General features: G+C 60.8%; 26 protein-coding genes and 3 pseudogenes. 12 read left to right on the top strand and 17 right to left on the bottom strand.

The genetic code is table 11. The features are described from left to right. Positions 1 to 87 precede the first annotated feature (87 nt). Positions 88 to 1,197: a Gfo/Idh/MocA family protein gene (locus ACF8SD_RS10400; protein ID WP_173889554.1), complete on the top strand. Its 1,110-nt coding sequence runs from the start codon at positions 88 to 90 to the stop codon at positions 1,195 to 1,197. A gap of 41 nt (positions 1,198 to 1,238) precedes the next feature. Here ACF8SD_RS10400 and ACF8SD_RS10395 read toward each other — a convergent pair whose 3' ends face one another. Next, positions 1,239 to 1,703, bottom strand: a complete 465-nt coding sequence (locus tag ACF8SD_RS10395; RefSeq protein ID WP_009685522.1) for a hemerythrin domain-containing protein — start codon at positions 1,701 to 1,703, stop codon at positions 1,239 to 1,241. Positions 1,704 to 1,891: 188 nt separating this feature from the next. On the opposite strand from ACF8SD_RS10395, the gene ACF8SD_RS10390 reads away from it, so the two are divergent. The 4 genes from ACF8SD_RS10390 (at position 1,892) to ACF8SD_RS10375 (ending at position 3,287) form a co-directional block, all read left to right on the top strand. Beyond that, on the top strand, positions 1,892 to 2,188 hold the full coding sequence (locus tag ACF8SD_RS10390; protein WP_173889552.1) for a DUF6555 family protein: 297 nt from the start codon (positions 1,892 to 1,894) through the stop codon (positions 2,186 to 2,188). 126 nt (positions 2,189 to 2,314) lie between these two features. Beyond that, complete coding sequence (locus ACF8SD_RS10385; protein WP_173889550.1) at positions 2,315 to 2,548, top strand: PLDc N-terminal domain-containing protein; 234 nt, start codon at positions 2,315 to 2,317, stop codon at positions 2,546 to 2,548. A gap of 5 nt (positions 2,549 to 2,553) precedes the next feature. After that, complete coding sequence (locus ACF8SD_RS10380) at positions 2,554 to 2,712, top strand: hypothetical protein (RefSeq protein WP_173889548.1); 159 nt, start codon at positions 2,554 to 2,556, stop codon at positions 2,710 to 2,712. Between the two features lie 50 nt (positions 2,713 to 2,762). Then, positions 2,763 to 3,287 (top strand): hypothetical protein, encoded by a 525-nt coding sequence (locus tag ACF8SD_RS10375; protein WP_274410433.1) that lies wholly within the window; start codon positions 2,763 to 2,765, stop codon positions 3,285 to 3,287. Between the two features lie 27 nt (positions 3,288 to 3,314). On the opposite strand, the gene ACF8SD_RS10370 is transcribed toward ACF8SD_RS10375, so the two are convergent. After that, positions 3,315 to 4,538: a zinc-dependent alcohol dehydrogenase gene (locus ACF8SD_RS10370; RefSeq protein ID WP_392484857.1), complete on the bottom strand. Its 1,224-nt coding sequence runs from the start codon at positions 4,536 to 4,538 to the stop codon at positions 3,315 to 3,317. A 212-nt stretch (positions 4,539 to 4,750) separates the two neighbouring features. Between ACF8SD_RS10370 and ACF8SD_RS10365 the strand changes: the two genes are divergently transcribed. Then, entirely contained in the window at positions 4,751 to 6,349 is a 1,599-nt protein-coding gene (locus tag ACF8SD_RS10365; RefSeq protein WP_173889543.1) for a histidine kinase famiy protein, read from the top strand. A gap of 195 nt (positions 6,350 to 6,544) precedes the next feature. After that, entirely contained in the window at positions 6,545 to 8,635 is a 2,091-nt protein-coding gene (locus tag ACF8SD_RS10360) for a PAS domain-containing protein (protein WP_392484856.1), read from the top strand. A 37-nt stretch (positions 8,636 to 8,672) separates the two neighbouring features. Here the strand turns inward: ACF8SD_RS10360 and ACF8SD_RS10355 are convergent, their stop codons facing one another. The 3 genes from ACF8SD_RS10355 to ACF8SD_RS10345 form a co-directional block, all read right to left on the bottom strand. Continuing rightward, a complete protein-coding gene (locus tag ACF8SD_RS10355) occupies positions 8,673 to 9,176 on the bottom strand; it encodes a CinA family protein (protein ID WP_392484855.1) in 504 nt (167 codons plus the stop codon). 114 nt (positions 9,177 to 9,290) lie between these two features. Further along, positions 9,291 to 10,148, bottom strand: coding sequence for an SDR family oxidoreductase (locus tag ACF8SD_RS10350; RefSeq protein ID WP_392484854.1), 858 nt, complete (start codon positions 10,146 to 10,148; stop codon positions 9,291 to 9,293). A 137-nt stretch (positions 10,149 to 10,285) separates the two neighbouring features. Beyond that, entirely contained in the window at positions 10,286 to 11,293 is a 1,008-nt protein-coding gene (locus tag ACF8SD_RS10345; protein WP_173889535.1) for a zinc-binding alcohol dehydrogenase family protein, read from the bottom strand. Between the two features lie 195 nt (positions 11,294 to 11,488). Here ACF8SD_RS10345 and ACF8SD_RS10340 point away from each other — a divergent pair, with 195 nt between their 5' ends. Both ACF8SD_RS10340 and ACF8SD_RS10335 read left to right on the top strand, forming a co-directional pair. Next, positions 11,489 to 11,848: a hypothetical protein gene (locus ACF8SD_RS10340; RefSeq protein WP_392484853.1), complete on the top strand. Its 360-nt coding sequence runs from the start codon at positions 11,489 to 11,491 to the stop codon at positions 11,846 to 11,848. 265 nt (positions 11,849 to 12,113) lie between these two features. After that, entirely contained in the window at positions 12,114 to 13,661 is a 1,548-nt protein-coding gene (locus tag ACF8SD_RS10335) for a sensor histidine kinase (protein ID WP_392484852.1), read from the top strand. Between the two features lie 24 nt (positions 13,662 to 13,685). Here ACF8SD_RS10335 and ACF8SD_RS10330 read toward each other — a convergent pair whose 3' ends face one another. The 5 genes from ACF8SD_RS10330 to ACF8SD_RS10310 all read right to left on the bottom strand — a co-directional run bounded on the left by ACF8SD_RS10330 (position 13,686) and on the right by ACF8SD_RS10310 (position 17,142). Further along, on the bottom strand, positions 13,686 to 14,378 hold the full coding sequence (locus tag ACF8SD_RS10330) for a DUF421 domain-containing protein (protein ID WP_392484851.1): 693 nt from the start codon (positions 14,376 to 14,378) through the stop codon (positions 13,686 to 13,688). A gap of 184 nt (positions 14,379 to 14,562) precedes the next feature. After that, positions 14,563 to 14,799, bottom strand: a complete 237-nt coding sequence (locus ACF8SD_RS10325; RefSeq protein WP_392484850.1) for a hypothetical protein — start codon at positions 14,797 to 14,799, stop codon at positions 14,563 to 14,565. Positions 14,800 to 14,888: 89 nt separating this feature from the next. Further along, positions 14,889 to 16,127: an MgtC/SapB family protein gene (locus ACF8SD_RS10320; protein WP_392484849.1), complete on the bottom strand. Its 1,239-nt coding sequence runs from the start codon at positions 16,125 to 16,127 to the stop codon at positions 14,889 to 14,891. Beyond that, a complete protein-coding gene (locus tag ACF8SD_RS10315) occupies positions 16,112 to 16,921 on the bottom strand; it encodes a helix-turn-helix domain-containing protein (protein ID WP_249414273.1) in 810 nt (269 codons plus the stop codon). Before ACF8SD_RS10315 ends, ACF8SD_RS10320 begins: the two co-directional genes overlap by 16 nt. Before the next feature lie 2 nt (positions 16,922 to 16,923). Beyond that, positions 16,924 to 17,142 (bottom strand): hypothetical protein, encoded by a 219-nt coding sequence (locus ACF8SD_RS10310; protein WP_392484848.1) that lies wholly within the window; start codon positions 17,140 to 17,142, stop codon positions 16,924 to 16,926. 248 nt (positions 17,143 to 17,390) lie between these two features. On the opposite strand from ACF8SD_RS10310, the gene ACF8SD_RS10305 reads away from it, so the two are divergent. Continuing rightward, positions 17,391 to 18,317: a universal stress protein gene (locus ACF8SD_RS10305; protein ID WP_392484847.1), complete on the top strand. Its 927-nt coding sequence runs from the start codon at positions 17,391 to 17,393 to the stop codon at positions 18,315 to 18,317. A gap of 103 nt (positions 18,318 to 18,420) precedes the next feature. Then, positions 18,421 to 18,594, top strand: a pseudogene (locus ACF8SD_RS10300) (DUF6691 family protein); the annotation flags it as partial. A 31-nt stretch (positions 18,595 to 18,625) separates the two neighbouring features. Here the strand turns inward: ACF8SD_RS10300 and ACF8SD_RS10295 are convergent. From ACF8SD_RS10295 to ACF8SD_RS10280, 4 genes are all read right to left on the bottom strand, one after another. Further along, entirely contained in the window at positions 18,626 to 18,985 is a 360-nt protein-coding gene (locus ACF8SD_RS10295; protein WP_173889520.1) for a cupin domain-containing protein, read from the bottom strand. A gap of 2 nt (positions 18,986 to 18,987) precedes the next feature. After that, positions 18,988 to 19,590, bottom strand: a complete 603-nt coding sequence (locus ACF8SD_RS10290) for a GNAT family N-acetyltransferase (RefSeq protein ID WP_392484899.1) — start codon at positions 19,588 to 19,590, stop codon at positions 18,988 to 18,990. Between the two features lie 224 nt (positions 19,591 to 19,814). Next, positions 19,815 to 21,158 carry a chloride channel protein gene (locus ACF8SD_RS10285; RefSeq protein WP_392484846.1) on the bottom strand — a complete coding sequence of 448 codons (1,344 nt, stop codon included), beginning with the start codon at positions 21,156 to 21,158 and terminating at the stop codon, positions 19,815 to 19,817. A 174-nt stretch (positions 21,159 to 21,332) separates the two neighbouring features. After that, entirely contained in the window at positions 21,333 to 22,274 is a 942-nt protein-coding gene (locus ACF8SD_RS10280) for an aromatic alcohol reductase (RefSeq protein WP_392484845.1), read from the bottom strand. A 98-nt stretch (positions 22,275 to 22,372) separates the two neighbouring features. Between ACF8SD_RS10280 and ACF8SD_RS10275 the strand changes: the two genes are divergently transcribed. After that, positions 22,373 to 22,822, top strand: a complete 450-nt coding sequence (locus ACF8SD_RS10275) for a helix-turn-helix domain-containing protein (protein WP_173889514.1) — start codon at positions 22,373 to 22,375, stop codon at positions 22,820 to 22,822. Between the two features lie 2 nt (positions 22,823 to 22,824). Here ACF8SD_RS10275 and ACF8SD_RS10270 read toward each other — a convergent pair. From ACF8SD_RS10270 to ACF8SD_RS10260, 3 genes and pseudogenes are all read right to left on the bottom strand, one after another. Beyond that, positions 22,825 to 22,947: pseudogene (locus tag ACF8SD_RS10270) on the bottom strand (toxin YhaV); the annotation flags it as partial. Continuing rightward, positions 22,947 to 23,132, bottom strand: a pseudogene (locus tag ACF8SD_RS10265) (AbrB family transcriptional regulator); the annotation flags it as partial. The pseudogenes ACF8SD_RS10265 and ACF8SD_RS10270, both read right to left, overlap by 1 nt. A 294-nt stretch (positions 23,133 to 23,426) precedes the next feature. Then, entirely contained in the window at positions 23,427 to 24,341 is a 915-nt protein-coding gene (locus ACF8SD_RS10260; RefSeq protein ID WP_029884809.1) for a LysR family transcriptional regulator, read from the bottom strand. Positions 24,342 to 24,500: the final 159 nt, after the last annotated feature.

Below are 24,500 nucleotides of genomic sequence, written 5' to 3'. Positions count from 1 at the left end.
GGCAGATTTATGGAACCTCTCAACCTGTGGGCTTGCCCATTTCCATGACTCAAGTGCTCAACCATCCTGATGAAAAGGAGCAGTTCAATGCCCACCGCAGCAGGCAAGATCCGCTATGGCGTAGTGGCCGGTGGTTCGATTTCCCAAGGTGCGTTCATGCCCGGCATCGGCCAGACCGACAACTCGGTAATCACTGCACTGGTCACCGGCGATGCGCAGAAGGCTACTCACCTGGCCGCCCACTATGGGCTCAAAGCCTATGCCTACGAGGAGTACACGACGCTGCTAAGCGCCGGTGAGGTGGACGCGGTATATGTCGCCACGCCTAATTTTCGCCATCGCGAGTTTGTGATCCCCGCACTGGAGGCCGGTATCCATGTGCTGCTGGAGAAGCCGATGGGCACCAGCGAGGCTGATTGCCAAGCGATGATCGAGGCGGCGCACCGCTCGGGGGCAAAGCTGATGATCGCCTACCGCTTGCACTGCGAGCCTGGCACGCTGGACATGATCGAGCGTGTGCATGCAGGCCATTTCGGCGACCCGCGGTTGTTTACCTCGACCTTCACCCAACGTGTCAAACCCGGCAACCACCGAGCCCATAACGGTTTTGCTGCCGGGCCGGTGCCTGATATGGGCCCTTATCCGCTGAACATGGCCCGCCAGTTGTTCAATGCCGAGCCGATCGAGGTCAGCGCCGTGGGGGTCCACTCGCCGGGCAGCACCCTGCACACCTGGGACACGGTCACTGTCAGCCTGCGCTTTCCCGAGGAGCGGCTGGCGCAGTTCACCATCAGCTACACGTTGCCAGACACGGAGCGCTTCCAGCTGTTGGGTACGGAAGGCGAGATCGAAGCTTCGCCTTGCTTCGGCTACGGGGAAGGGGTCGCTATCAGTTACCGTGCCACGATCGGTGGCGAAACGCGTGTGCACGTCAACCCGATTGTCGACCAGTTTGCCGGGGAGACCGCTTACTTCTCCGATTGCATTTTGCGCAATGAAATGCCGGAACCTGACGGTGAAGAAGGCTGGCGCGACGTGCGGGTGGTGGCGGCAATCGAGCGCGCCTTGCTGAGCGGCCAGCCGCAACGCCTGGAACCGTTGCCTGCGCGCCCGTTCGCCCGGCGGCGTGAGCAGCGTCGGGCGTTTTCGCTGGCAGATGCAGTGCCGATGATCAACACCGAAAACCCTACGGAATAAAGCCGGTGGCTGCGCGCCCTGGGAGGGCGCGCAGGCCAAGGTCATGCCGCTCGCTGTTCTTCCTTGAGCAGTTTCTTCTGCGCCTCCATGGCCAGCCCCATTTCCTCCAGCTCCTGCTTGCCCAAGAGCTTACGGGCAGTCGGGAACAGTTCGCTTTCCTCCTCCTCGATATGGTGCTCGAGCAGCTCCTTCATCACTTTGACCCGGCCGGCGAACTCCACGGTGCCGGTTTCGGTATGCAGCAAATCCGGAATGACCAGCGAGTCGACAGTGCGGTGTTCCTCTTTGGCCTCGTAATACATCTTGGCCTCTTCCTTGCCGCCGGCCTGCTTGATCGCCGGGTACAGGATCTCTTCTTCCAAGGCCGTGTGGATGTCGACCTCCTGCTTGATCCGGGCAAGCAGCTCTGCACGCTTCTTGACCGCGCGCTCGGTGGTCGAGGACAGTTCTTCGAGCAGTTTCTTCACCAGTTGGTGGTCCTGGATCAACAGTTCGATTGCGTTCATGGGGTACCCCTCATAGGCGGGAAAAAGTTCACGGTTGCGAAGTGTTGAGCCAGTGGCAAGCGGCAAGGTTCAATGCGGTTGATCAGCGAACCGGCGTGCTGAGCAGGGCAATGACCAAGTGGTCAAAAATTTCTGAATTTTCTCGCGTCGGTTTACTCCATTAGCCTGAATCGATGGAGGAGAGTCCAATGGCAGGGCAGCAGTTGTATGTGATCGAGTATGAGCTTCACGGTGAATTCCGCACCTTCATCATCCGCCTGGAGCGTATGGACAACGCCGAAGCCTGGCACTGGGCGAGCTGTGACGCAGGGGTGGGGATTATCCCCCGCTTTGGCCAGCACACGATCAAGAAGGTCAGCCGCCCCATGGCTGAGCGCTATGGCATCGGAAACGTGCGCTGGCGCGCCTCGGGCGATGGCCCTGAGTTCGTTGCGCAGCCCATTGATGTGAAGAAGTTCTCGAACGGCGGGCCGGGCAAAAGCTGATACCTGCCTGCACGCCGCCTGCCGTTGGTCCAGCTTCAGCAAGACCCGCTGAACTTCGTGGCGCGCTAAAGCTTCAGCTGATTAAGAGGCCGTTGTTCAAACCGGCCCTTTACCAGGAGAGCTGAGATGAATGAGCCGGTGACATATTTCTGGATCGCTGTGATGGTGATCATCCTGCTGGTCGATCTTTGGGCAATTGTCAGTGTCTTTCGTAGCGACAAGGCCGATGCAACCAAGGCGATGTGGGCCTTGCTACTGCTCGCGCTGCCAATTGTCGGCCTGGCCGTCTGGGGTATCTGGGGGCCACGGGGCATCAAGCGCGGTACCGGCCCCTCATCACCAGAACACAGTAAAGGATAAGCACCATGAGACCTTCCGAAAAAGACAAAACTGTCAAACAGGCCAAAACCACCGGCGAACAGGAGCGCGACAACGATGCCCAGCGGCCGGATGGCTCCGGGGGCACTTCGCATGACTCCACCGCCCAGAAGGAAGCGCGCGAGAAGGGTGTGCATAGCGCCTGAGGCGTGGGCTGTTTTGCAACCAATAACTCACCCCCTTCAGGAGCCGACCTGTGCCGCGCATAATCACCCCCACTACGCCGGAGCATGAGATCAGCGCGCACAACGCTCGTATGTTCGGCTCACCCAAGGAGCGGCTGGATTTTTATCGCGGTGAAATCCAGTATGAGACCAGTATTCTTGCCAACCGCACCGACGCCTACCTGGCCGCACAGTCATTTCTGGTGATCGCGTTCGTGTCATCGATGGGCAACCTCAACCAGAGCTGGGGCGAAATGTTCACCCTGGTGGTGCCGCCGTTTCTGGCCCTGCTTGGCATACTCAGCTCGCTCAATGCCTGGCCAGGTATCCGCGCCGCCTACAGGATCATCGAGCACTGGCAACTCAAACAAAGCCATTTGCTACGCAGCGAGCCGTTGATGGGCTTGGCCTATGACGAGTCGCCACTGTTCAGTGAGACGGAAACATCACAGGCCGGGCACCGCAAGTCTCTGCTGTTCTCGCTGCGTACACCCTGGATATTCCTGGTGTTCTGGCTAATCCTGGGTGCCTATGCAGTGTTCATCCAGCTGGCCTGAGCAACGCCGCCGCTAGCAACCCTCGGCTTAACGATGACCTGGTCCCCCTGTGCCAACATCAGCGGCCAGGCCACTTGGCGCAGCACCTGGAACCAGTATGACCTTACGGCAGTTGTCACGTTTCTGATCGAACATCTTGTAGGCCGCGGCCGCCTCTTCCAGTGCCATGCGATGGGTCACGATCAGTTCGGGTTGCAGGCGCCCATTCTCGATGTAGGTGAGCAGTTCGGGCAGGAACTTCTGCACATGTGTCTGGCCCATCTTGAAGGTCAGGCCTTTGTCGAAGGCATCGCCGAACATGAACCCGTGAACGTACCCGGCGTACACCCCTGGCACACTGACAATCCCCCCGCGGCGTACGGCGGCAATGCTCTGGCGCAGCGCCTTGCCGTTACTGCCTTCGATCTTCAATGCGGTCAACACCGCTTCGGCGGTACTGCCCTTGGCTTCGAAACCTACTGCGTCAATCACTGCATCTACCCCGCGCATACCCGGGGTGTGGCGGATGATGCTGTCGGCCGGGTCGTCGTTTTCCTCGATGTTGATCGGCACGACGCCATAGGCGTCGCGGGCGAACGCCAGGCGGTGTTTGTTGGCATCGACCATGAAGATGGTTTCGGCGCCCAGCATGCGCGCGCAGGCGGCACTCAGCAGCCCGACCGGCCCGGCACCGTAGATCGCCAGCGTCGAACCCTGACCCACCTGGGCGTTGGTCACCGCTTGCCAGGCGGTGGGCAGGATATCGGAGAGGAACAACACCTTGTCGTCGGGCAGCGCCGTCGGCACCTTGAACGGGCCGACATTGGCCTTCGGCACGCGCACATACTCGGCTTGGCCGCCGGGCACGCCACCGTACAGGTGGCTGTAACCGAACAGGGCGGCGCCGGGTGGTATGCCTTTTTTGTTGAGGATGGCGCCGGGGCCGCGGTTGGTGGTCTCGCAGGCGGCGAATTGGTCGAGCTGGCAGAAGAAGCAGCTACCACAGGCGATCACGAACGGGATCACCACGCGGTCACCGGCCTGCAAGTGGGTCACTCCGCGGCCGGTTTCTTCGACGATACCCATGAATTCGTGGCCGAAAATGTCGCCATCTTTGGTCTGCGGGATCCTGCCGTGGTACAGGTGCAAGTCAGAACCGCAAATGGCCGTGGCGGTGACTCGCAAGATGACGTCGTCGTCGTGCTTGAGGATGGGATCCGGAACATTGTCGACGCGAACGTCCTGTGGCCCGTGGTAAGTCAGTGCTCTCATGGATACGACTCCTGCGGTGGCTGCTTTCAAGATGGTCCATGCCGGGGAACTCGGCAAGTCGGCAACGTTCAGAAACGGCGATTTATTGGCAAATTCAGTGGGCCACATACACCGGCAGCGCAGGCCCGGCGACGTTGCTGTCTGCATTGAGCAATCTGCCCGCTGTCGGTGTCCAGATGGGACCTGCATCGGTAATGATCGAGGAGTTTTCCGTGAGCAGTAAAAAGGCCCGCGTCAGTAACCAGGCTTCAGGGGATATTTCCGAGCTGCCCCACGACATGTTCTTCGCGGCCGTGGAAACTACGCGGATGCCCATGATCGTCACCGACCCCAACCGTGACGATAACCCCATCATTTTCGCCAACCGGGCGTTCCTCGACATGACCGGCTATGAGCTGGCAGAGATCCACGGGCGCAATTGCCGGTTCCTGCAAGGCCCGGAAACCGATACCGAGGTGGTGGCAACCTTGCGCGATAGCATCGAGCGGCGTGTGGATATCGCCACGGAAATTCTCAATTACCGCAAGGATGGCTCCAGCTTCTGGAACGCGCTGTTCATCTCGCCGATCTTCAACGAGCGCGGCGACCTGATCTATCACTTTGCCTCGCAGCTGGACGTCAGCCGCCGTCGCGATGCCGAGGACGCCTTGCGCCAGGCCCAGAAAATGGAGGCGCTGGGCCAACTCACAGGCGGTATCGCCCATGATTTCAATAACCTGTTGCAGGTGATGGGTGGGTACTTGGGTCTGATTGCCAACGAAGCCGACAAGACCCAGGTCGACCTGAATCGCATCCGGCGCAGTGTGGGGCACGCGCAGACGGCGGTGGAGCGCGCCAGCACGCTGACCAAGCAATTGCTGGCCTTTGCCCGCAAGCAGAAACTGCATGGGCGCGTGCTCAACCTCAACCACCTGGTCGAAGACCTGCGGCCCATGATGGAACGGACCTTCGGCGCCGATGTGCTGGTGGAGTTCGATTTCGAGGCCAACCTGCGCAATTGTCGCATCGACCCCACGCAGGCCGAGGTGGCACTACTCAATATCTTCATGAACGCGCGCGACGCGCTGATAGGGCGCAAGCGCCCGCACGTGTTCATTGAAACCCGCAATGTGCTGGTCACCGACATCAATCATTCCTTCGACGGCCTTTTGCCCGGCAACTATGTCAGCCTGTCCGTGACCGACAATGGCATTGGCATGCCGGCCAGCATCCGTGACCGGGTCATGGACCCGTTCTTCACCACCAAGGAAGAGGGCAAGGGCTCGGGGCTGGGCCTGTCGATGGTTTACGGCTTCGCCAGGCAATCCGGTGGGGCTGCACGCATCTACACCGAGGAGGGGGAAGGCACGACCCTGCGCCTCTACTTCCCGGTCGACGATGCCAAGATCGTCCAGCAGCCCGCCGTGAAGACCGTCGAACGCAGTGGCGGCTCAGAACGTATTCTGATCGTCGAAGACCGGCCGGATGTGGCAGAGCTGGCAAAAATGGTGCTCGAGGATTACGGCTACGCTGCCGACATGGTGCTCAATGCGCGGGAAGCGTTGAAGCTCATACAGGCCGGCGAGCGCTACGACCTGCTGTTCACCGACCTGATCATGCCAGGCGGCATGAACGGCGTCATGCTTGCCCGGGAGGTGCGCCGGTTGCAACCGCAGATCAAGGTATTGCTCACGACTGGCTATGCCGAAAATTCGATCGAGCGCACCGACATCGGCGGCTCGGAGTTCGAGGTGATATCCAAGCCTTGCCAGCCCCATGACCTCGCCCGCCGGGTCCGGCAGGTGCTGGATGGGCCAACCGGCGTTACTTGAGCCGCCGGCAACGGCTGCACCCTACCAGTAATTGAATTGTTTGCAGCTGCTTGCGGTCCAACCCATTGCGTTAGCGTAATAGTCTCTGTACACCTTCATCTACAGCCTGGTCCGTGACCTGTACCCAGCGTCATATGTCGGTGAGCAGCGGCTACCGAGATTGCCAGGATTATGAGGCTCCCACAGAGGTGGATCATGAATAAAGAAGGGGTTGCCGCACAGTCGGCATTGAATGCCCGTTCTGAATTACTCCCTATTGCAGATGATTCCTCGGAAAAATTGCGGCTTGTTCTGCAGGCGGCCGCTGTAGTGGGTACTTGGGTCTGGGATATCCCCAACGACCGGGTAACGGCAGATGAGCGCTTCTCCCGGTCGTTCGGGATCTCTGCCCAGCTATGTCAGGCAGGCATTCCGCTGGCTGAAGCTTTTACGGCGATCTATCCCGATGACCGTGAACGTGTGCACCGCGATATTCAGGACGCGGTGGCCCGCGGCGGGGCATTCCGCTGTGAATATCGGGTCCGCAACGAGGAGGGTATCTACCACTGGATCGAGGCCAACGGGCATGCTGAACTGGACGCCGCCGGGCGGGCCGTACGCTTTCCGGGGGTGCTCATGGACATCGAGGCGCGCAGGGCGGCAGAGGCGGAGCGCGATCGAGTTTCGGCTTTGCTGCGTACGTTCACTGCCGCCGTGCCGGGTGTGGTGTACGCCAAGGACCTCGACGGCAGGATGCTCATCGCCAACCACGGCGCGACGCAGCTGATCGGCAAACCGCCCGAATTCTACCTGGGCAAGACCGACCTGGAATTTCTGGAAGACAAAGACCAGGCGCGTCAAGTGATGGAAACGGACCGGCAGGTCATGCGCAGCGGCAAGACTGTGCAGGTTGAAGAGCGGGTCGACATGCCTGACGGCTCGGCAACGACCTGGTTGTCGGTAAAGGCCCCGCTTGTGGATGAAGCCGGGCAGATCATCGGCCTGATCGGCTCTTCCATTGATGTATCCGCCCGCAAGCAGGCAGAGGCTGAACTGCTGGACCTTAACCGCACGCTGGAGAAGCGGGTCAGCGAAGCGGTTGCTGCGCGTGAGGCGGCACAGGAGGCACTGCGCCAGTCGCAGAAAATGGAGGCTATAGGTCAGCTCACCGGTGGCATCGCCCACGATTTCAACAACCTGCTGGCCGGCATCATTGGCAGCCTCGACCTTGCCCGGATGCGCGGCAAGGCTGGGCGGACTGCGGACGTTGAGCGGTACCTCGACGTCGCGCACCGGGCCGCGCAGAAAGCCGCTGCGTTGACGCATCGGTTACTGGCGTTCTCTCGTCGGCAGCCCCTGCTGCCGGTGCGCACCGATGTCAATGAGCTGGTCGATGGCCTGAAGGACCTTATCAGTCGCACCGTCGGCCCGTCGATTGCCCTCAAGGTCAAGCTGAACGCGCAGTCGGCCACGTGCCTGGTTGACCCGGTACAGGTCGAGAACTCCCTGTTGAACCTGTGCATCAATGCGCGGGATGCCCTTGCGCAGAAGCCTGGCAAGATCACGATCGCCACGATCAACCACACCTTGGTAGCCGGCCCTGGGCTGGATGCCGAACTGCAGCCAGGCGAATACTTGACCATCAGCGTCACCGACAACGGCACGGGCATGTCTGCAGATACGCTAGCCAAGGCGTGCGAGCCGTTCTTCACCACAAAGTCGATAGGTGAGGGCACTGGGCTGGGCTTGTCGATGGTCTATGGCTTTGCCAAGCAGTCGGGTGGCCAGGTGCGGATCAGCTCCGAGAAGGGGGTGGGGACGCGGGTTGAATTGTCGCTGCCGGCAGAAAGGGGCCAGCCGCAGTTGGCGGGCCGTGCAGCACTTGACCACGGCCTGTGTGGCCGGTGGTCTGACCGTACTGTGTTGATCGTCGATGATGAGCCTTCTGTGCGCCTGTTCGTCAGTGATGTGCTGGGCGGGTTGGGCTGCACCGTCATCGAGGCGGCTGATAGCCAAGCCGGCTTGCAGCTGCTGTCCTCGGACACGCGCATTGATTTGCTGGTGACTGACATTGGGCTGCCTGGCGGCATAGACGGCCGAGAGATGGCGGCGGCCGGCTGCCAGATTCGCCAGGGGCTGCCCGTGATTTTCATGACCGGCTACACAAACCCCACACTGTTCGAACATGAGCTGTTGCGTGACCCCTCGGCTTTATTGACCAAGCCTTTCGCCGTTGACGAGTTGATTGGCAGGGTGCATGCGATGCTTGGCGCGAAGCCTGAGGGTGAAGCGGGGTCTAAGACATAGCCGGCCGACGCTGCTACCAGGCCCTAGTGGATACGCCTCAGGCGCGTTCCCCCCGAAGCCAGCGTTGATGGTAGTGAGCAAGGCGGGTTAGACCGAACAAGGCGCCTTGCCGCATGACCTCGGCGCGCTCGCCGAAGAATCGTTGGGTGCGGGTAAAAACCCCCACCGGTTCGCCAGCGAAGGCCCAGGCAAAGCATAGCGTGCCCGGCGGTATCCCAGATTCGGCGCCGGGGCCTGCCACGCCAGTCGTGGCGATCACGGCATTGGCCTGGCTGTCGCGTAAGGCGCCCAAGGCCATTTCCCAGGCAACGGCTTCGCTGGTCAGGCCATAGCGCTCGATGGTTTCGGCGCTTACGCCAAGCAAGCGCTTCTTGGCGCTAGGGGAGTAGACTACATAGCCACTTTCCAGAACCTCGCCCGTACCGGGCAAAGCAGCCAACAACGCGACCATGCACCCAGCTGTGCATGACTCAGCGGTGGTGAGGATCAAATGGTTGTCTTTAAGGTAGCCGAGCACGGCCATCACCGGGTCTGTTGCCATGGCAGAGCGACTCACTGTGGTGTGGCAGTAGACGCACATACAAGGCCATTGGTTCAGCGCAATGGGCCACACAGCTGTCGAAGCAGGGCTCGCCTACTGACGAGCCCTGTGCAGTCAAAGAATCGGTTTACCGCCAGTGACGGCATAGCGCGACCCGCTGATGTAGCTGGCTTCGTCAGACGCCAGCAGCACGTAGATCGGCGCAACCTCCACGGGTTGCCCAGGGCGCCCCATGGGGTAGCCGGAGCCGAAGTGCCTGACCGCCTCATCCGGCATGGTCGCCGGAATCAACGGGGTCCAGATGGGCCCTGGGGCTACGCTGTTCACGCGAATACCCTTTTTGCCCAGCAACTGCGCCAGGCCCGCCGTGAAGTTGGCGATGGCACCTTTGGTCGCCGCATACGGCAGCAGGCTGGGGGATGGGTCGTCGGAGTTGACCGAACTGGTATTGATGATCGAGCTGCCCTTGGGCATGGAAGGCAGCGCCGCCTTGCAGATGCGGAAAATGGCGGTGATGTTGATATCGAAGGTTTTCACCCATTCATCATCGTCAATGTCCTCCAGGGTTTCGTGGGCCATCTGGAACGCTGCATTGTTCACCAGGATATCGATGCGGCCAAACCGCTCGACGGTCTTGGCCACGATGGCCTGGCAGTGTTGCTTGTGCGCCAGGTCACCAGGCAGCAGCAGGCATTGGCGGCCTGCAGCCTCGACCCAGCGTGCGGTTTCCTGCGCATCCTCATGCTCATCGAGGTAGCCGATGGCAACGTCTGCACCTTCACGGGCATAGGCGATGGCCACAGCCCGGCCGATGCCACTGTCGGCCCCTGTGATCAGGGCGATCTTGCCTGTGAGCCGGCCATGGCCGGTATAGGTCTGCTCGCCGCAATCCGGGTATGGCTCCATCTTGCGCTGCGTACCAGGAACGCTTTGCGGTTGAGACGGGAACGGCGGGGTAGGGTAGTCGCGCATGGTAAAAGCTCCTGCAGTTGAGAACGCTCATACCGGTTCGAGGAGGCTGGTACGCACGCGTTGGTTCCAATGCGCCGATCAAGCGACGAGCGGTGCCACCGCCCCGTGAAACGGGCGCTGATCGCTTCGCGCTCCGCTCAGAAGCTTTCCAGCACGATCTTGCCTCGGGCCTTGCCGCTCTCGATGACGGCGTGCGCACGCCTGAGGTTCTCGGCATTGATTGCACCGAAGTGCTCGCCCAGGGTTGTCCGCAGAACCCCCTCATCGACCAGGCTGGAGACACGTTCGAGCAGATCGTGTTGCTTGATCATGTCGTGGGTCTGGTACAGCGAGCGGGTGAACATCAGCTCCCAGTGCAACGACAGTGACTTGCGTTTGAGGGGCACGACATCCAGCTGCGCCGGATCGTCGATCAGCGCCAGCTTGCCTTGTGGGCGAAGCACCTCGATCAACTGGTCCAGGTACGCGTCGGTGTGCGTCAGGCTGATCACATAATCGACAGACTCGAGGTCATGGGTTGCAAGCTGAGGGGCAAGCGGCCGGGTGTGGTCGATGACATGGTCCGCACCCAAGTCCTCGATCCACTTTTGGCTTTCAGCCCTTGACGCGGTACCGATCACCGTCAATTGCGTAAGCTTGCTGGCAAGCTGGATCAGGATGGAGCCCACCCCGCCGGCAGCGCCGACCACCAGCAGACTTTGCCCTTGGCCAGCCTGCTCCTCGATGCCCAGGCGGTCGAACAGCAACTCCCAAGCGGTGATGGAGGTCAGCGGCAACGCCGCAGCATCGGCGTTATCCAGGCTACGAGGCTTGTGCCCGACGATACGCTCGTCGACAACATGCAGCTCGCTGTAGCTGCCGGGGCGATCGATGGCGCCCGCGTAGAACACCTCATCCCCGGGCTTGAACAGGGTCACTTCACTGCCCACCTCGCGCACGATGCCGACGGTGTCCCAGCCAAGCACTTGTGGCTGCTCGCCACCACGGCTTGCCCGTATTTTCGTATCGACAGGGTTTACCGCAATGGCCTTGACCTCGACCAACAGGTCCCTGGCACCCGCCAGGGGAGCGGGCAATTCGGTGTCATAGAGCGACTGTGGGTTTTGAATGGGTAAACCGGGCTGGCTATAAACGACGGCTTTCATGAGCTGTATCCAGAGAGGAAAGAACATGGGTGCAGGCTATGCGTTTCAATTCACTGAAAAAATAGCCTGCATGAAACAAGACTTTATCTGCAGGAATGAAAATGGGCTGATGCCTCGCGATTGGAAAGTCGATTTGCACGTGGCCGGAGCGGAGCCGGGCAGGACTCTGCCTTCTGATGTGGGCGAATAGATAATGTGCTGATAGCGATCAAAGCGAATAATCAATCGAAAATAGCTTTCCACGGGGTGTTTTTAGGCATCACATTTCCCCTTGCGCGCATCATTATATTGACCAGCATGTTGCCTGACCCGGGCAGCGGGCTTGAGGGCGTGAACCTCACCCCAATCGAACATCCCAAAAGGAAAGCCATCGTGCACCAAGTTAAATATGACCTGTCCGAAGCCCAGACCAGCCTTGAGTACATCCTGGAACAAGTCATCTATGGCACGGTGGTTGTCATCGTCCGCAATGGTATTGAAATTGCCCGGGTTACAGCGGTGGAAGGGTTGAGCGATCGTGCTACGCGGCTCATGGTCAGCCCGTACGAACTGTAACCACCGCGGGTGGGCGCCTGCTGTGAACAGCGCCTTACTCACCGGCCAAACAAGGGAAGTGCCGCTGCGACGCCTCGTCATGTTATGCACCGCGTCCTGTGTTTACGGCGTACAGTGACCAGTGATGATCAGCCCTGCGCTTAAGCGGTGAGTCGAGCACTGGCGCACGGAAATGGATTACGGCTATCGTAGGGAGGCGGTAAGCGAACCGCCTTCGCTATGGGTGGAGGCTGGGCGCGTTCCTGCACACTACAAAGGGAACCCTATGCAGCAGCTACCTACGGACGAAACAATCCGTGCAGCCTTGAATCGAACCCATGCACGCCTGCACCGCCAACACGAACTGGTCGTCGAATTTGGCGTGGTGTCGCTGCAAGTCACGGAGCTTGATCACTTGCTGACGCGGGCCTGTGAGGTCGTTGCCGAGGGCATGAACACACGCTATGCCAAGGTCCTCCAACCTGAATTGGACGGCGATGGCTTCGTCTTGTCCCATGGGGTTGGTTGGGACCCGGCAGACATCGGCAGAGCTACCGTGGGAGGGGACGAGGCCAGCCCGGCGGGGTATGCGCTGGCAACTTACAGGCCAGTACTGTCGAATCATCTTGGCATGGAAAATCGGTTCCGCACCCCTGAGCTGCTGAAAAAATATGGTATCGAGCGAGCGATCAACGTACCAATCCGCGGTGTGCTTGGGCCATTCGGCGTACTCGAGGCCGACAGCAGCAACGGCGAGGATTTCGTTGAAAGCGACCTGGTGTTTCTGGAGGGCATTGCCACCGTCATTTCACTCGCCGCTGAACGCATTGCCGCAGGGAGCGAGGTGCATCACCCTGACCCTTATTCCGAGACAATCCTCAACGCCAGCCCTGATTGGGTGGAGATCATGTCTGCCGATGGCCACATCGAGTTCATGAACGAAGCTGGGTTGACGTTAATGAATGCCCGCGCCGCTGAGGTTGTAGGCCAGCGCTGGCATGAGCTATGGCCAGAGGAATCCAGGTCACTGGTATGGGAGGCGCTCGGCAAAGTCGGCGCAGGTGAGACCATGCGGTTCGAGGCGTACTGCCCTCTATCGCCCGCTGAGCCGAAATGGTGGGATGTGACGGTGGCGCCGATCATGGCCGTGGATGGTCAGGTTGAACGGGTGATCGCCGTGTCGCGGGACATCACCGCACGTCATCAGTACGAGGCCCAACTGCTGTCACTGATCGAGGCGCAGAACACCCGGCAAGACCGCAGCGACCTCTACCTGGAGGAGATTCATCATCGGGTCAGGAACAGCCTGCATCTGGTGAACACATTATTGCTGTTGCAGGCAAACCTGGCAGCTGACGCGGCGGTCAAGCTGCAGCTCGAAACAGCGGCTGGTCGGGTAGTCACCATTGCCAGTGTTCACGAGCGGCTGTACCAGGCCGCTGAAGACCAGGGCGTGCATGCTGCAGATTACCTGAACGCATTGCTCGAGGATTTGGGCAAGGCCTTGGCAGACCGCAAAATCTTGCTGGAGGCCGATGATTTCGTGCTGCCGCCTGAACGAATGGCGCCCCTGGGCCTGGTCATCTCCGAGCTGATCACCAACGCGCTCAAGTACGGCAAAGGCACCATTGACGTGCTGGTCAAGCATGCAGGCGACCATGCATTGCTCACCGTTCGCGATGAAGGCGATGGCTTCCCGGACAACTACCCCAAGCCGACGGGCACCGGCCTGGGTATGCGCCTGGTCAAAAGCTACTCTGGTTATGGTAGCGCCGCGGTGAGCGTTGACCGCCAGGATAGCAAGAGCTGTATTCATGTCCGCTTCAAGCTTTAGCCTCGCCGGCTTGGGCAGCCTGCCTTATCGACTGCGCAAGGTGTCCAGTGCCGGCGACCAGACGCCGTGGCCACAACGTGCGCAGCAGCGCGTATCTTCAGCCTCATGGTAGGTTGGAAAGCCGCAGCCCACGCAGCTGTATAGCCCGGCCGCGGGTGGGGATCTGTATTCCGGGCGGTGTTCGGCAGGCAGCACTGACAAGCCCGGCCGGGTGTCCTCGGCAGTGTAGAAATACAGGCTGAGGTCGCCATCGGTCTCCAGCAGGCCCAAGCGGACTTGCCCCAGATGCTCTACGCCTTGTTGGCGCAGCTCCATGAACAGTTCATTGGCTGAAATGTTCAGGTTGCGCAGCGAATGGACCTCGTACATCCCGTCCTTGACCACGGTGATGGGCAGGCCATCAATCCACGCCTCGCAGGTTTTGCTTCGTTTCATGAGGTAGATGGTGCCGCGGTACAGCAGCAGCAGCGAAATGAACACCAGGGCTACCGGCAGAAGCGGCACATCCTCATAAAACGTCACATCGCCCGCCGCAGACCCCAGCGTCAGAATCACTACCAGTTCAAAGCGTGACAGCTGCTTGATCCCACGGCGCCCGCTGAACTTGAGAAAATAAAAAACGGCCAGGAAAGCCGCTAATACCCGGACGGCGACCTCCAACAGGAAGGTTAATGGGAATTCGCCTAGCAACATCCTGTGCAGATCAAATGCGACCATACTTGTCTTTTCCCTGCCGTTTAGCCTTTGTGTGAGCCGAATCACGCCTGGCACACGCTAAATGGCAGGTGGGGTACCCGCCATCAGGAAGCAGTGCCAGAAGTCTGTTAGCAATTCGACCGCGGGAAACATCGCAATGCTCCGCACACGGCTGCCCGACAGTTGTTGAGGCGGGTTTTTGACCTTATTCGCTGGCCCCCAGTTTCGCCCATCGGCGGTAGGCCGCTTTCAAGCTGGCAGGCAAGCTGGGTGGCTTTTTGCCGATAGGCATACGTGCAAGGTCAGTTTGCTTGATCTGCGTTAGCCACGCGATCAGCACTGGGCGTGTAGTGGGGCAAGGGCCTACTTGCTGCTCGAGAGCATCGGCGATGGGACCGAGTGATTCGATGTAGTGGTCGAGTTTGGCGAGTGGGTCATCCATGCTATTGAACCTCTATCGGTTGCGCAGCAGCGGCGCTGTTGCCATTGCACAAAGCGTAGGGCAGGTTGGCAGGCTCATCGAAATGGCGCTCAAATCAGCATGCCCAGCCACATCGCCGCCAGTATGCCGAGCTGCGCCGGCACCAGGTAACGCGCGAAGTCGTAGCCACCGTTGCTGAACGCCAACACGCATTTGCTCAGCGTGTTGCCCGTCAGTGCCATCATGCCTGGTACCTGAAGATCAGTCACCTGCAGCCGGCCCGCGACCACCAGCGCGGCCGCCGACGCTGTGGCGGCGTGGGCATCGCCCAGACCGCTGAGGAACGCTGCGATGCTCGCGCCGCTGTGGCCCAGGTGCTCCAGCAGAAAGGCCGAGAGCAACGCGATACCGGTGAGGGCAAGGGTGATGATGAGCGCTGTCCATAAACTGAAGGCACCAGCGCTGGGGCTCACAGCCGGGCTGCTGGAAATGGCCCGCCAAGGGGCCAGCAGCGTCAGGCCGTAAGCGGCGGTAACCAGGGCGCCGAGGCCGAGCGCGGGCAGAAAAGGGCCGAGCAGGTGGTGGTCGATGACGCTGAGCACCAAGGCGAACTGCGTGACTGTCGCCAGGTTGGACAAAACCGCCGCCGCCGCGATGGGCCGCACCGCTGCGCGCTGGCGCCTGGCGTCATGGGCCAGCAGGGCGATGGTCGCCGAACCGGACGCGAAGCCAGATGCGATCGCGCTCAATGGCAGGCCGTAGCGGGTGCCCACCAGGCGCATGGCGATATGGCCCATGGCGCCAACCGCCATCAGCAGGACCACCAGGGTACAGAGCGTGCGTGGGTTGAGCACGTGGTAGGGGCCCAGCAGGCGGTCCGGAGTCAGTGGCAGTACCACCAGGGCCACCGTCAGCAACGTCAGGCCATTGCGCAGGTCCTGCTCACTCAGTTGCTGCAATACGAAATGATGCAACTCGCGGCGCAGGGCCAGCAAGACGGTCGAGACCACCCCTGCCGCAGCGGCAAGTTCGGGCTCGGCAACGCTTGACGCACCCAGGGCAAGCACCAGCAACAGGGCGATCTGGCCGGTGACATCTGGCGTTGCCGCGGGTGCGTTGCGCCACTGCAGGTAGAGCAGCAGCACCAGGCCAAGGCTGCTGATCCCGACCAGCATCGGGCCGCCCAGCCGCATGCTGATGTAACCGAGCAACGCCGTGATGGCGAAGGTCCTGAGCCCGGCGGCGGCCTGTTCCTCATCGCCACGTTTCTTGCGCTCCCGCTCCAGGCCAACCAGCATGCCGATGCCCAGCGCCACGGCGCCGTGGCCGACATTCAGCGTATCGAGCATGGCACGTTCAGGGCTCGCAGGCACTCATTGCCTGGCTCGCCTTTTTCCAGGGCCATCAGGGCCGGCATGTCGAGTATTTCCACCAGCCTGCCGTGCAGGTTGACGATACCTTGCGCGCGCAGGCGGGCGACCGCTCGGCACACCGTTTCCAGGCGCAGGCCCAGGTACGAAGCCATGTCCTCGCGCGACATGCGCAACAGGAAGCCGTGGGCAGAGTAGCCGCGGTTGACGAACCGCCTGGACAGCCCGATCAGCAAGTTGGCCAGGCGCTGCTCGGCGGTCAGGTTGCACAGCATCAACACGCGCTCATGCTCTCGGACGATCTCCCGGCTCATCAAGCGGTTCAGGCTTTGCTGCAATACCGGAAAGTCGCGTGCCAGCGTTTGCAAGCGCCGGTATGGGATGGGGCAGACTTCGCTGTCCTCCAGGGCGATGGCGTCACAGACATGGTGGTCGGTGGCGATGGCATCCAGCCCCAGCACGTCACCCGGCATCCAGAAATTGATCACCACCCCTTGCCCATCGGCGGTATTGAGGCTGGTCTTGAAACTGCCACAACGCACGGCATATAGCGTGGTGAGCGGATCATGGGCGTTGAACAACGAGGCGCCCTTGCGCATGCGCAAGCGCGGCCCGATCAGTGCGCCAAGGCAGCTGTTGTCATACAGGGGCAGGCCGGTGGGCAGGCACAGGCCGCTGACCCGGCATTCACTGCACAGCGTGGTCAATGGTTTCAGGTGAACCGGCGGGCAAGCTGGCGGTTCCAGCGGTTTACAGTTCGGTTGACCCTGCATGCTCATGCCTCCCTTGCCCATTGCTTATCCGCCTGGCCAGTGACGCCTGTATGCGCAGACCAGCTGGCGAGCATGTGCGGCGAATGGGGTGCGTTGAGGCGGGCGTTGAGCCGGTCGACGAACTGTTGGGCTTCAGCGAGCGTGCTGAAACGTACCTGCCAACTGTCCATGTGGACCCAGTAGCGGTTGTCTTCGGTGTTGGTGGCGATAAACACGTTCATAGGGGTCTCCAAAGCCTGTACTGGCAAGGAACCACTGCTGCTTGCAACTGGCCGACAAGGTCTGACGGATTAGGGCGTTGCGGTGGGGTTAGGTTGCGCCTGTCATCCGGCAACAGTTTGATCTGTGTCAAATAACCTCGGTGTGACGGATGCCGTTGGTCCGTGAGCGGGTCGGTTGACAAACGTCAAGTCTGCCAAGCACGGCTGAACGATGCTGCGAGCAAGTCACGCAACCGTTGAGGTGTGCCATGCAAACCCCGCAAAGACTGCTGTTGATAGCGTCGCCGCTGATGCGCCGAACCCCCGTCTACGACCGCGCCGCCGCGCTGGCCAAGGCCAAGGGCATGGCGCTGCATATTGTGGCGTTCGACTATGTGGAAGGCCTTGCGACCGCAGGCCTGGTCAATGAACAGGCACTGGCCGCGATGCGCGAAGGCTATGTGCAGCAGCACCGCGACTGGCTTGAAGCCCAAGCGCAACCGATGCGCCGCACCGGTCTCACCGTGACCACCGAAGTGCTGTGGGTGCAGCACCCGCTCAACGAGATTCTGGTGCACCTGCGCGAACAGCCCTTCGCCATGCTGATCAAGGCCTTCGAGCATGAGCCTTGGTGGGCACGCGCCATGTTCACTTCCCTGGATATACAACTGCTGCGCGAAACCCGCGTCCCGCTGCACCTGGTGCACAAGGCCAGCCATGCGTTGCCGCGCAGGATCCTGGCAGCTGTGGACCTGTCCAGGCCAGAGGATCAGATCGAAGGTTTCAATGACCAGATCATCAGCGAGGCGCTGAAACTGGCCTTGCAGTGCAATGCGCAAATCGAGTTGCTGTATGCCTACGATCTGGGCTCGATGTACCTGGACGCCGACGGTAGTCGGGAACACGCGTTTCTGTTCGATTCCAACTTGGCGCACACACTGCATGAAGCCCAGAGCGATGCCTTCCAGGCACTTGCCGAGCGCAACGGCATAGCGGTCGAGCACCGCCATATGCGCATTGGTGACCCTGCCAAGGCGCTGGCCCTGTTCATGGACAACCATGACACCGATGTGCTGGTGATGGGCAGTTATCACCACCGTGGTATCGGCTGGTTCATCGGCAGTACTGCCGAACGGGTACTGCACCGCTTGTCGTCCAGTGTGCTGGTGATCTCGCCCAAGCGCTCCCAGGGGTGACGTGGCAGTTGTCAAAGGGCTGCACGACAACACCTGGGGTGCGCTGGCACGGGCACTGTTCGCGACCTTCAATGGAGGCTGCCTGCCCGCAATGCCATAATGACAGCGGCTGGTGGGCGGCAGCCTCATGTTTGGGGTCGGCTGGGGGATCGCTGGCATCTGCCCGGGCCCGGCACTGGTGCTGCTGATTGGCGGCTACTGGCAGGCTTGGCTGTTCGTGGCGGCCATGCTCGTGGGCATGCTGGTATTCAGCGCCGTGGAAGCTTCACGCCGCTGAATTGACAGGCTCGCTGACGCGCCTGCGCTGGCTAGTTTGCGGGCACGAGGATCACGAAGTTCTTTTTCATGTCCTCCAGCACAGTCCACTTGCCTTTGGCGCCGGGCTCGATGATGAACGTGTCGCCAGCGGCGAGGGTGACCGGCGCACAGCCGTCGAGCTCGATCACGCAGCGCCCGCTCAACACATGGCAGAATTCCCAGACTTTGTAGTCGATACGCCACGCTCCGAGACTGGCTTCCCATTCGCCGGAAATACGACCTTGCTGTTCATCGTGGTAGTACTTGGACGTCAGCGTGTGCGGGTCGCCTTCCACCACCTCTTCGAAGAAGGGCAGGTCGCGCACCGGTTGGATATCCATCTCGCGGAACACGGTCAGTTTCTGGGTCATGGTTATTTCTCGAGCGGGTTAGGGTTAGGGCGATACATCAAATAGGCTTCGCCGGTGACGGCGAGCATCGGGTGCGGCACGATCTGGCAGGTTTTCACGATCTTGAAGCCATGGCGTTCGTAGAAGCGCCGTGCACCGTGGTTTTGCGCGTAGTCGATCAGGCACAGGCCCTGCAAGCCAAGGTCCTCAGCGCGTTGCTGGGCGTGGCGAAGGAACTGCACGCCCAGGCCCTGGCTGCGCCAGGCCTCATCCAGGGCCAGGCTTGAGATGTACAAGGTGTCGGGTATTTCCATGTCGGCGTAAGGCGCGAGTACCGGGTCGGTCTCGACCTGCCGGTCAGGGGCCGCGTGCAGTGCATAGCTGTGCATCATGCCGATGACGCGACCTTCGCAGGTGGCCATCAGGCAGTTCTTGTATGAAAAATCACCCTGTTCCCTGGCATAGCGAGCTGTACCCACAGTCAGCAATGCTTCTCCCGGCGCGGCCAGCTTGCTCCATATGTAATCGGCCATGCCTTCTGATGTCAGTTGAAAGAAGCGCGCGATATCGGGCGCGTCCGAGGCCTCGGCAGGTCTGAAGTGGGTAAGCATGTCCAGGGCTTCCATGGGATCGGGTGGCGGGGTGGCGGGTTTACACCGTTGACTGGGGGAGGGTAGGTGCTTTGCAGGGCGGGCATGATGCTCCAGGCGAACACTGTCGGCACAATGCGCGACGGTATGAACATGCACTTGGGTGCATCCGCTGGTCAGGACCTTGGCCAACACGCCTTTTTTCGGCCCGAATGCTCGAGCCCCAGGCGCGTGTCATCAGGCCGGAAAAGCAGGATGGTTCACTGTTCGCGACTGCCAGGTTTGGGCACGACCGGCGCCGGGACATGAAGCTTGTCGATGATCTGCTTGGCCAGGGCATGATAGAGCGAGACGGGCGATACCCAGCCAGAGATGGCGGCGGCCATCAGTGTTGCTGCCAGCATGGGAATGGCCAGGTCCGGGCTGTGCGTCAGTTCAAGCACGATGACCGAGGCAGTGAGTGGCGAGCGCGTGACACCCGCCAGGTAGGCACCCATGCCGAGTAGTGCGCATGCTTGCGGGTCGACACTGGGGATCAAACCCAACACGGGCGCAAATGCCGCACCTATGCTGAGCGAGGGCGAAAACAGACCGCCAGGAATACCGGAGAGGTAGGAAACGACATTGGCCAAGAACTTCCACAGCAGAAAGCTTGAGTCCGTGATCGGCTGGCCTTCAAGCAAGGCGCGTGTTTCTTCGTACCCAGTGCCAAATACATGATTGCCAGACACGAGCCCAAAAGTGGCCAGCAACAGCCCACAGATTGCAGCGAAACGCACGGGGTAACGCCCGCGTGCCGCACATAGGCGGCCTAGCAACCCCTTGTCGGTTGGCAGCACAAGCTTGGCGTAAAAGCCACCCAGCAGCCCACCCAGCACTGCACAAGCCGGTACGACGCTCCAGCCCCAGCCCGTCGGCACCCGACCGCTGATTTCGCCAAAATAGGCGTAATGCCCCATCAAGCCGAGGGTAACGGCGCCGCCGATCAGCACCGCAGTGAGCACCAGCCCGCTGAATCGTTGCTCGAACGTGCGGCTCAATTCCTCGATGGCAAACACAATGCCCGCCAATGGGGTATTGAAGGCCGCTGCGATACCTGCTGCGCCGCCGGCGAGCACCAGGCCTGCGATTGTTCGCCGGCCATGCAGGCCCAGGCGCCGGCCAAAGGTATAGAGCACAGCCGCGCCGATGTGCACGGTGGGGCCTTCGCGGCCAACCGAGCCTCCGACCAGCAGCGCGCCCAAAGTCAGGCTCATGCGAGCGGCAGCCACAGGGAGCGAGAGTAATCGGGCTCGCAGCCGTCGAGAGGGTATTTCCAAGGCAGCGATGACTTGGGGAATACCACTGCCTTTGGCATTCTCAAACCAGCGTTGCGTCAGACAGGCCAGCAAGGCGAAACCCACTGGGGTTATCAGCAGGGGAGCCCAGGGTGCCCGGCCCACCAAGCGCTTGAACGAGGCGAAGGCCTCGTCGGCCAGCCAAGCGAAAGCCAGCGCAACCAGCCCTACCAGCAGCGCTCCGATCCAGAACGCCAGCCGCTGACGCCATTCTCGCCAGCGTGAATGACGAAAGAGGGAAGGGACTGGACGGCTCGGTTCGGACATTGGCCACACATGGCTGAGTTGTAAAGCCGTGAGTATGGCGTGTTTTCGCAGGCTGGCCTACTCAAATACGGCGCAGGGATCGGATGTGCTGTGTGGATAGCCTTGGGTTTTTCGTCGTTCAGCATCCCCTGTCGAGCCGAGGCGTTTCTCGCAAGTCAGCTTCTGTCGTCGCGCTCACTTGCTCGCAAGATTCGCCCGCGCCCACTGCTCGGCGGTGGTGACTGGAATCCCCTGCTGTTCGTTGAAGGTTCCCGCTTTTGGCCAAGCCACACCTCTGCCTTGAGCGAATACAGCACGGTACTTTTTGATGTGATGAGTAGGGTCTTTTCTCAATTCGTCCATCAGGTGCGGGACAGTCCACACGTTGGTTTTGAAAGGACGACCCAGCGCGTGCTCGAGGATGTGCGCGACTTGCCCATACGACACCGTGTCCCCTGCAAGATAGACAATCTCGTTGCGCAAGCGAGGTTCGAAGAAGACGATTTCCGCCGTGAGAGCGCCGATGTCGTCTGGGGTAGTCAGCGTCACGCTGTTCTCGAGACCGCCGAGAGCGTTAACGGTGTCATTGTCGAAATCGACGACTTCAAACACGGGCTCGAAAAGGAAGCTGGTGAACATGCCCGTCGAGATAATCACCCATTCAGTTTTATCTTGCGCACGAAGCGCCTCGCGTACGTCGAGTTGAGCATCGAAAAGATCCTGGGGGCTGCCCCGACCGATCACTTCGAAATCCACACCAAACTGCCATGGAAAGTAGCGCTTCACGCCCGACCTCAGCGCTGCTGTTGCCAACTTCATCGGGGTTTCCCGGCCCGCGACCATGCCGGCACAGCCTATGACGGTATCGAACCCAGCGAACACGCCAGCTAGCTGTTCAACTGAATCGTTCACCAGATCCGCAGTGACCATCTGGATGCCCAGCCCCCGAAGCTCGTCGATTTCGGCCTTTTTCTCCGGCACCTGGGTGTTGATGGTCGAGCCCCGGAGAAGAACGCTAATTTGGGAGCCGGGTGCGCGTTTGGCCACTCGCGCGAGGTTGCGCAACACCGGGAGACCCAGTTCACCGGCGCCGAGAACCAGAATGGATTGAGGGGATAGTGGGGTTGTTTCGATCATGATTTCTCCTGAGGTGTGGGGCCTGTACCATGAGCGAATGCTGGCATGGCCAAGCCGTACTCGTAAGAAGGCACACGTGTGATACCTGGGAGGAATAAATGGCTAATCAGGATACTCTGAGCCAGGCAGAAGCTATCTGCCAAACGCTCCGAGAAGAGGATGATGGCGTCAGGCGGGAAGTCCTCGCTCACGCAGGTAGCCGATGGTCATTGGGCATCCTGCATGCCTTGGGTGTGTACGGCTCGATGCGCCACGCCGAGATAAAAAGGCAGATGACCGGGGTAACCCAGCGAATGCTGACCAAGACGCTACGCGCCATGCAACGGGATGGATTACTGCTTCGACGGGAGTTCGGGGACATACCGCCGCGCGTCGAATATGAGCTGACGCCGCTGGGGATGGAACTGTTGGTACGGATGTCCCCCGTTTGGATGTGGGTTGTCGAAAACGCCGAGGAATTCCGCGCGGCGCGTCGCGCTTTCGACAGTCAAGAAGACAGAAAGCCCGCCTGGCAAAACCCCACCCCGGCACGCTTTGATCCGGAATAATCGTTAGGGTTGCTCTCAAAACCTTGCGGGTCGTTCTGCTCGGCCCGGGCGGCGGCTTCTTGCAATTTGCGTAGCTGTAAAGTCACACCGTCATGCAATAACAGTGTCCAGCTATGTCGCACCATCAGAGCGCGACCTCACCGTCGATATCTTCGTCCAGGTTTACGGAGTGGGTTGTGTTGGCGAGCATGGTTTGCGCCAAATCTTTCGGTAGGGTGGTGAGGTTGCGTCCGTTTCGGACATCAGCCTCCAGCAAACCCAGGAACGCACCGATGGCAGGGTCTTCGTGGGTGGTTTCTACGCGGCTGATTCGGTGCTCTCTCATGTAACAATCCACAACATATCGATTTAACGGGGACTTGTGGGAGCGGGCATGCCCGCGAACACCGGCGTAGCCGGCGCCAGCCACCGCGTTGGATTCTTCGCGGCGGTTGGACGCCTCGACACGCCCGCCCCCATACAGCCCGCGAGGCGCTTACGAATTGGGATCTCTGCGCGACAGCGCAACCCGTAGGGCTGTGTGATCGCCCAGGTTAGTGAGAACTGTGCAAGCGATGTGTCGGTTCTTGTAGTGAAGCTCAGTCATTAACCGAATCCATCGCCCCTAAAGACTGTCAGGGTCGCCAAAAAACATCTGTATCCGTGACCGCAGCCAGCGCTCCGCCGGGTCGTTATCCTGCGCGCCGCGCCAAGCCATGTGCAGCTCGAAACTACGTACCGGTATCGGCAAGTCCTCCGCCCGCAAGCCACCGGCAGCCGTCAGCGCATCGGCGGTGTAGTCCGGTACGGTCGCCACGATATCGGTACCCGCCAGCAAGCTCCCCAGCCCGTTGAATTGCGGTACCGCCAGCACGACATGGCGCTTGCGACCCAGCTCGTCCAGCGCCTCGTCGATAAAGCCCGACAAGTCCCCGGCGAATGACACCAATGCATGTGGCCGCGCGCAAAAATCGTCCAGGGTGATGCTGCCAGGCACGCTGTCGGCGCGCAGCAGTTTCGGCGCGCTGCGGCGCAGCACCTTGCGCTTGGCGTTGGCGGGCAGTTCGCTGGTGTAGCTGACGCCCACCGAGATTTCCCCTGAGGCCAGCAGGGTCGGCATCAGCAGGTAGTTCACCCGGCGCACCACCAGCACGATGCCAGGGGCCTCGGCGCGAATGCGCTTGAGCAGTTGCGGCAGCAGGGCGAACTCGGCGTCGTCCGACAGGCCGATGCGGAATACGGCATTGCTGGTGGCAGGGTCGAATTCGGCTGCGCGGCTGACCGCGGTGGAAATCGAATCCAGCGCCGGCGACAACAGCGCGAAGATTTCGTGGGCCCGCGCCGAGGGTTCCATGCTGCGGCCTGTGCGCACGAATAGCGGGTCGTCGAACAGGTTGCGCAGGCGCGACAAGGCCGCGCTGATGGCCGGCTGGCCCAGGAACAGTTTTTCCGCGGCACGGGTCACGCTGCGCTCGTGCATCAGCGTTTCGAACACAATCAGCAAGTTGAGGTCTACACGACGCAGGTCGTTTCGATTCATCGGTGCGCTTCGCCTGAAGGGGGGCAGGGGTGAATATTAAGGCCAAAGGCTGTTACCCTGCACGGCTTTACGGGAGCCAATTGCACGGAAAGCCAGGTGCCCAATCGATGACAGGCATGTCGACTATTAATGACCACTGGTGGTCTTACTGCAAAAGCC

The sequence above is a fragment of the Pseudomonas sp. CJQ_9 genome (genome assembly GCF_043106615.1).
In the GTDB taxonomy this organism is placed as follows: Bacteria; Pseudomonadota; Gammaproteobacteria; order Pseudomonadales; family Pseudomonadaceae; genus Aquipseudomonas; species Aquipseudomonas juntendi.
The sequence above is the reverse complement of the archived record's forward strand: the minus strand, read 5'-3'. Positions and strand labels throughout refer to the sequence as shown.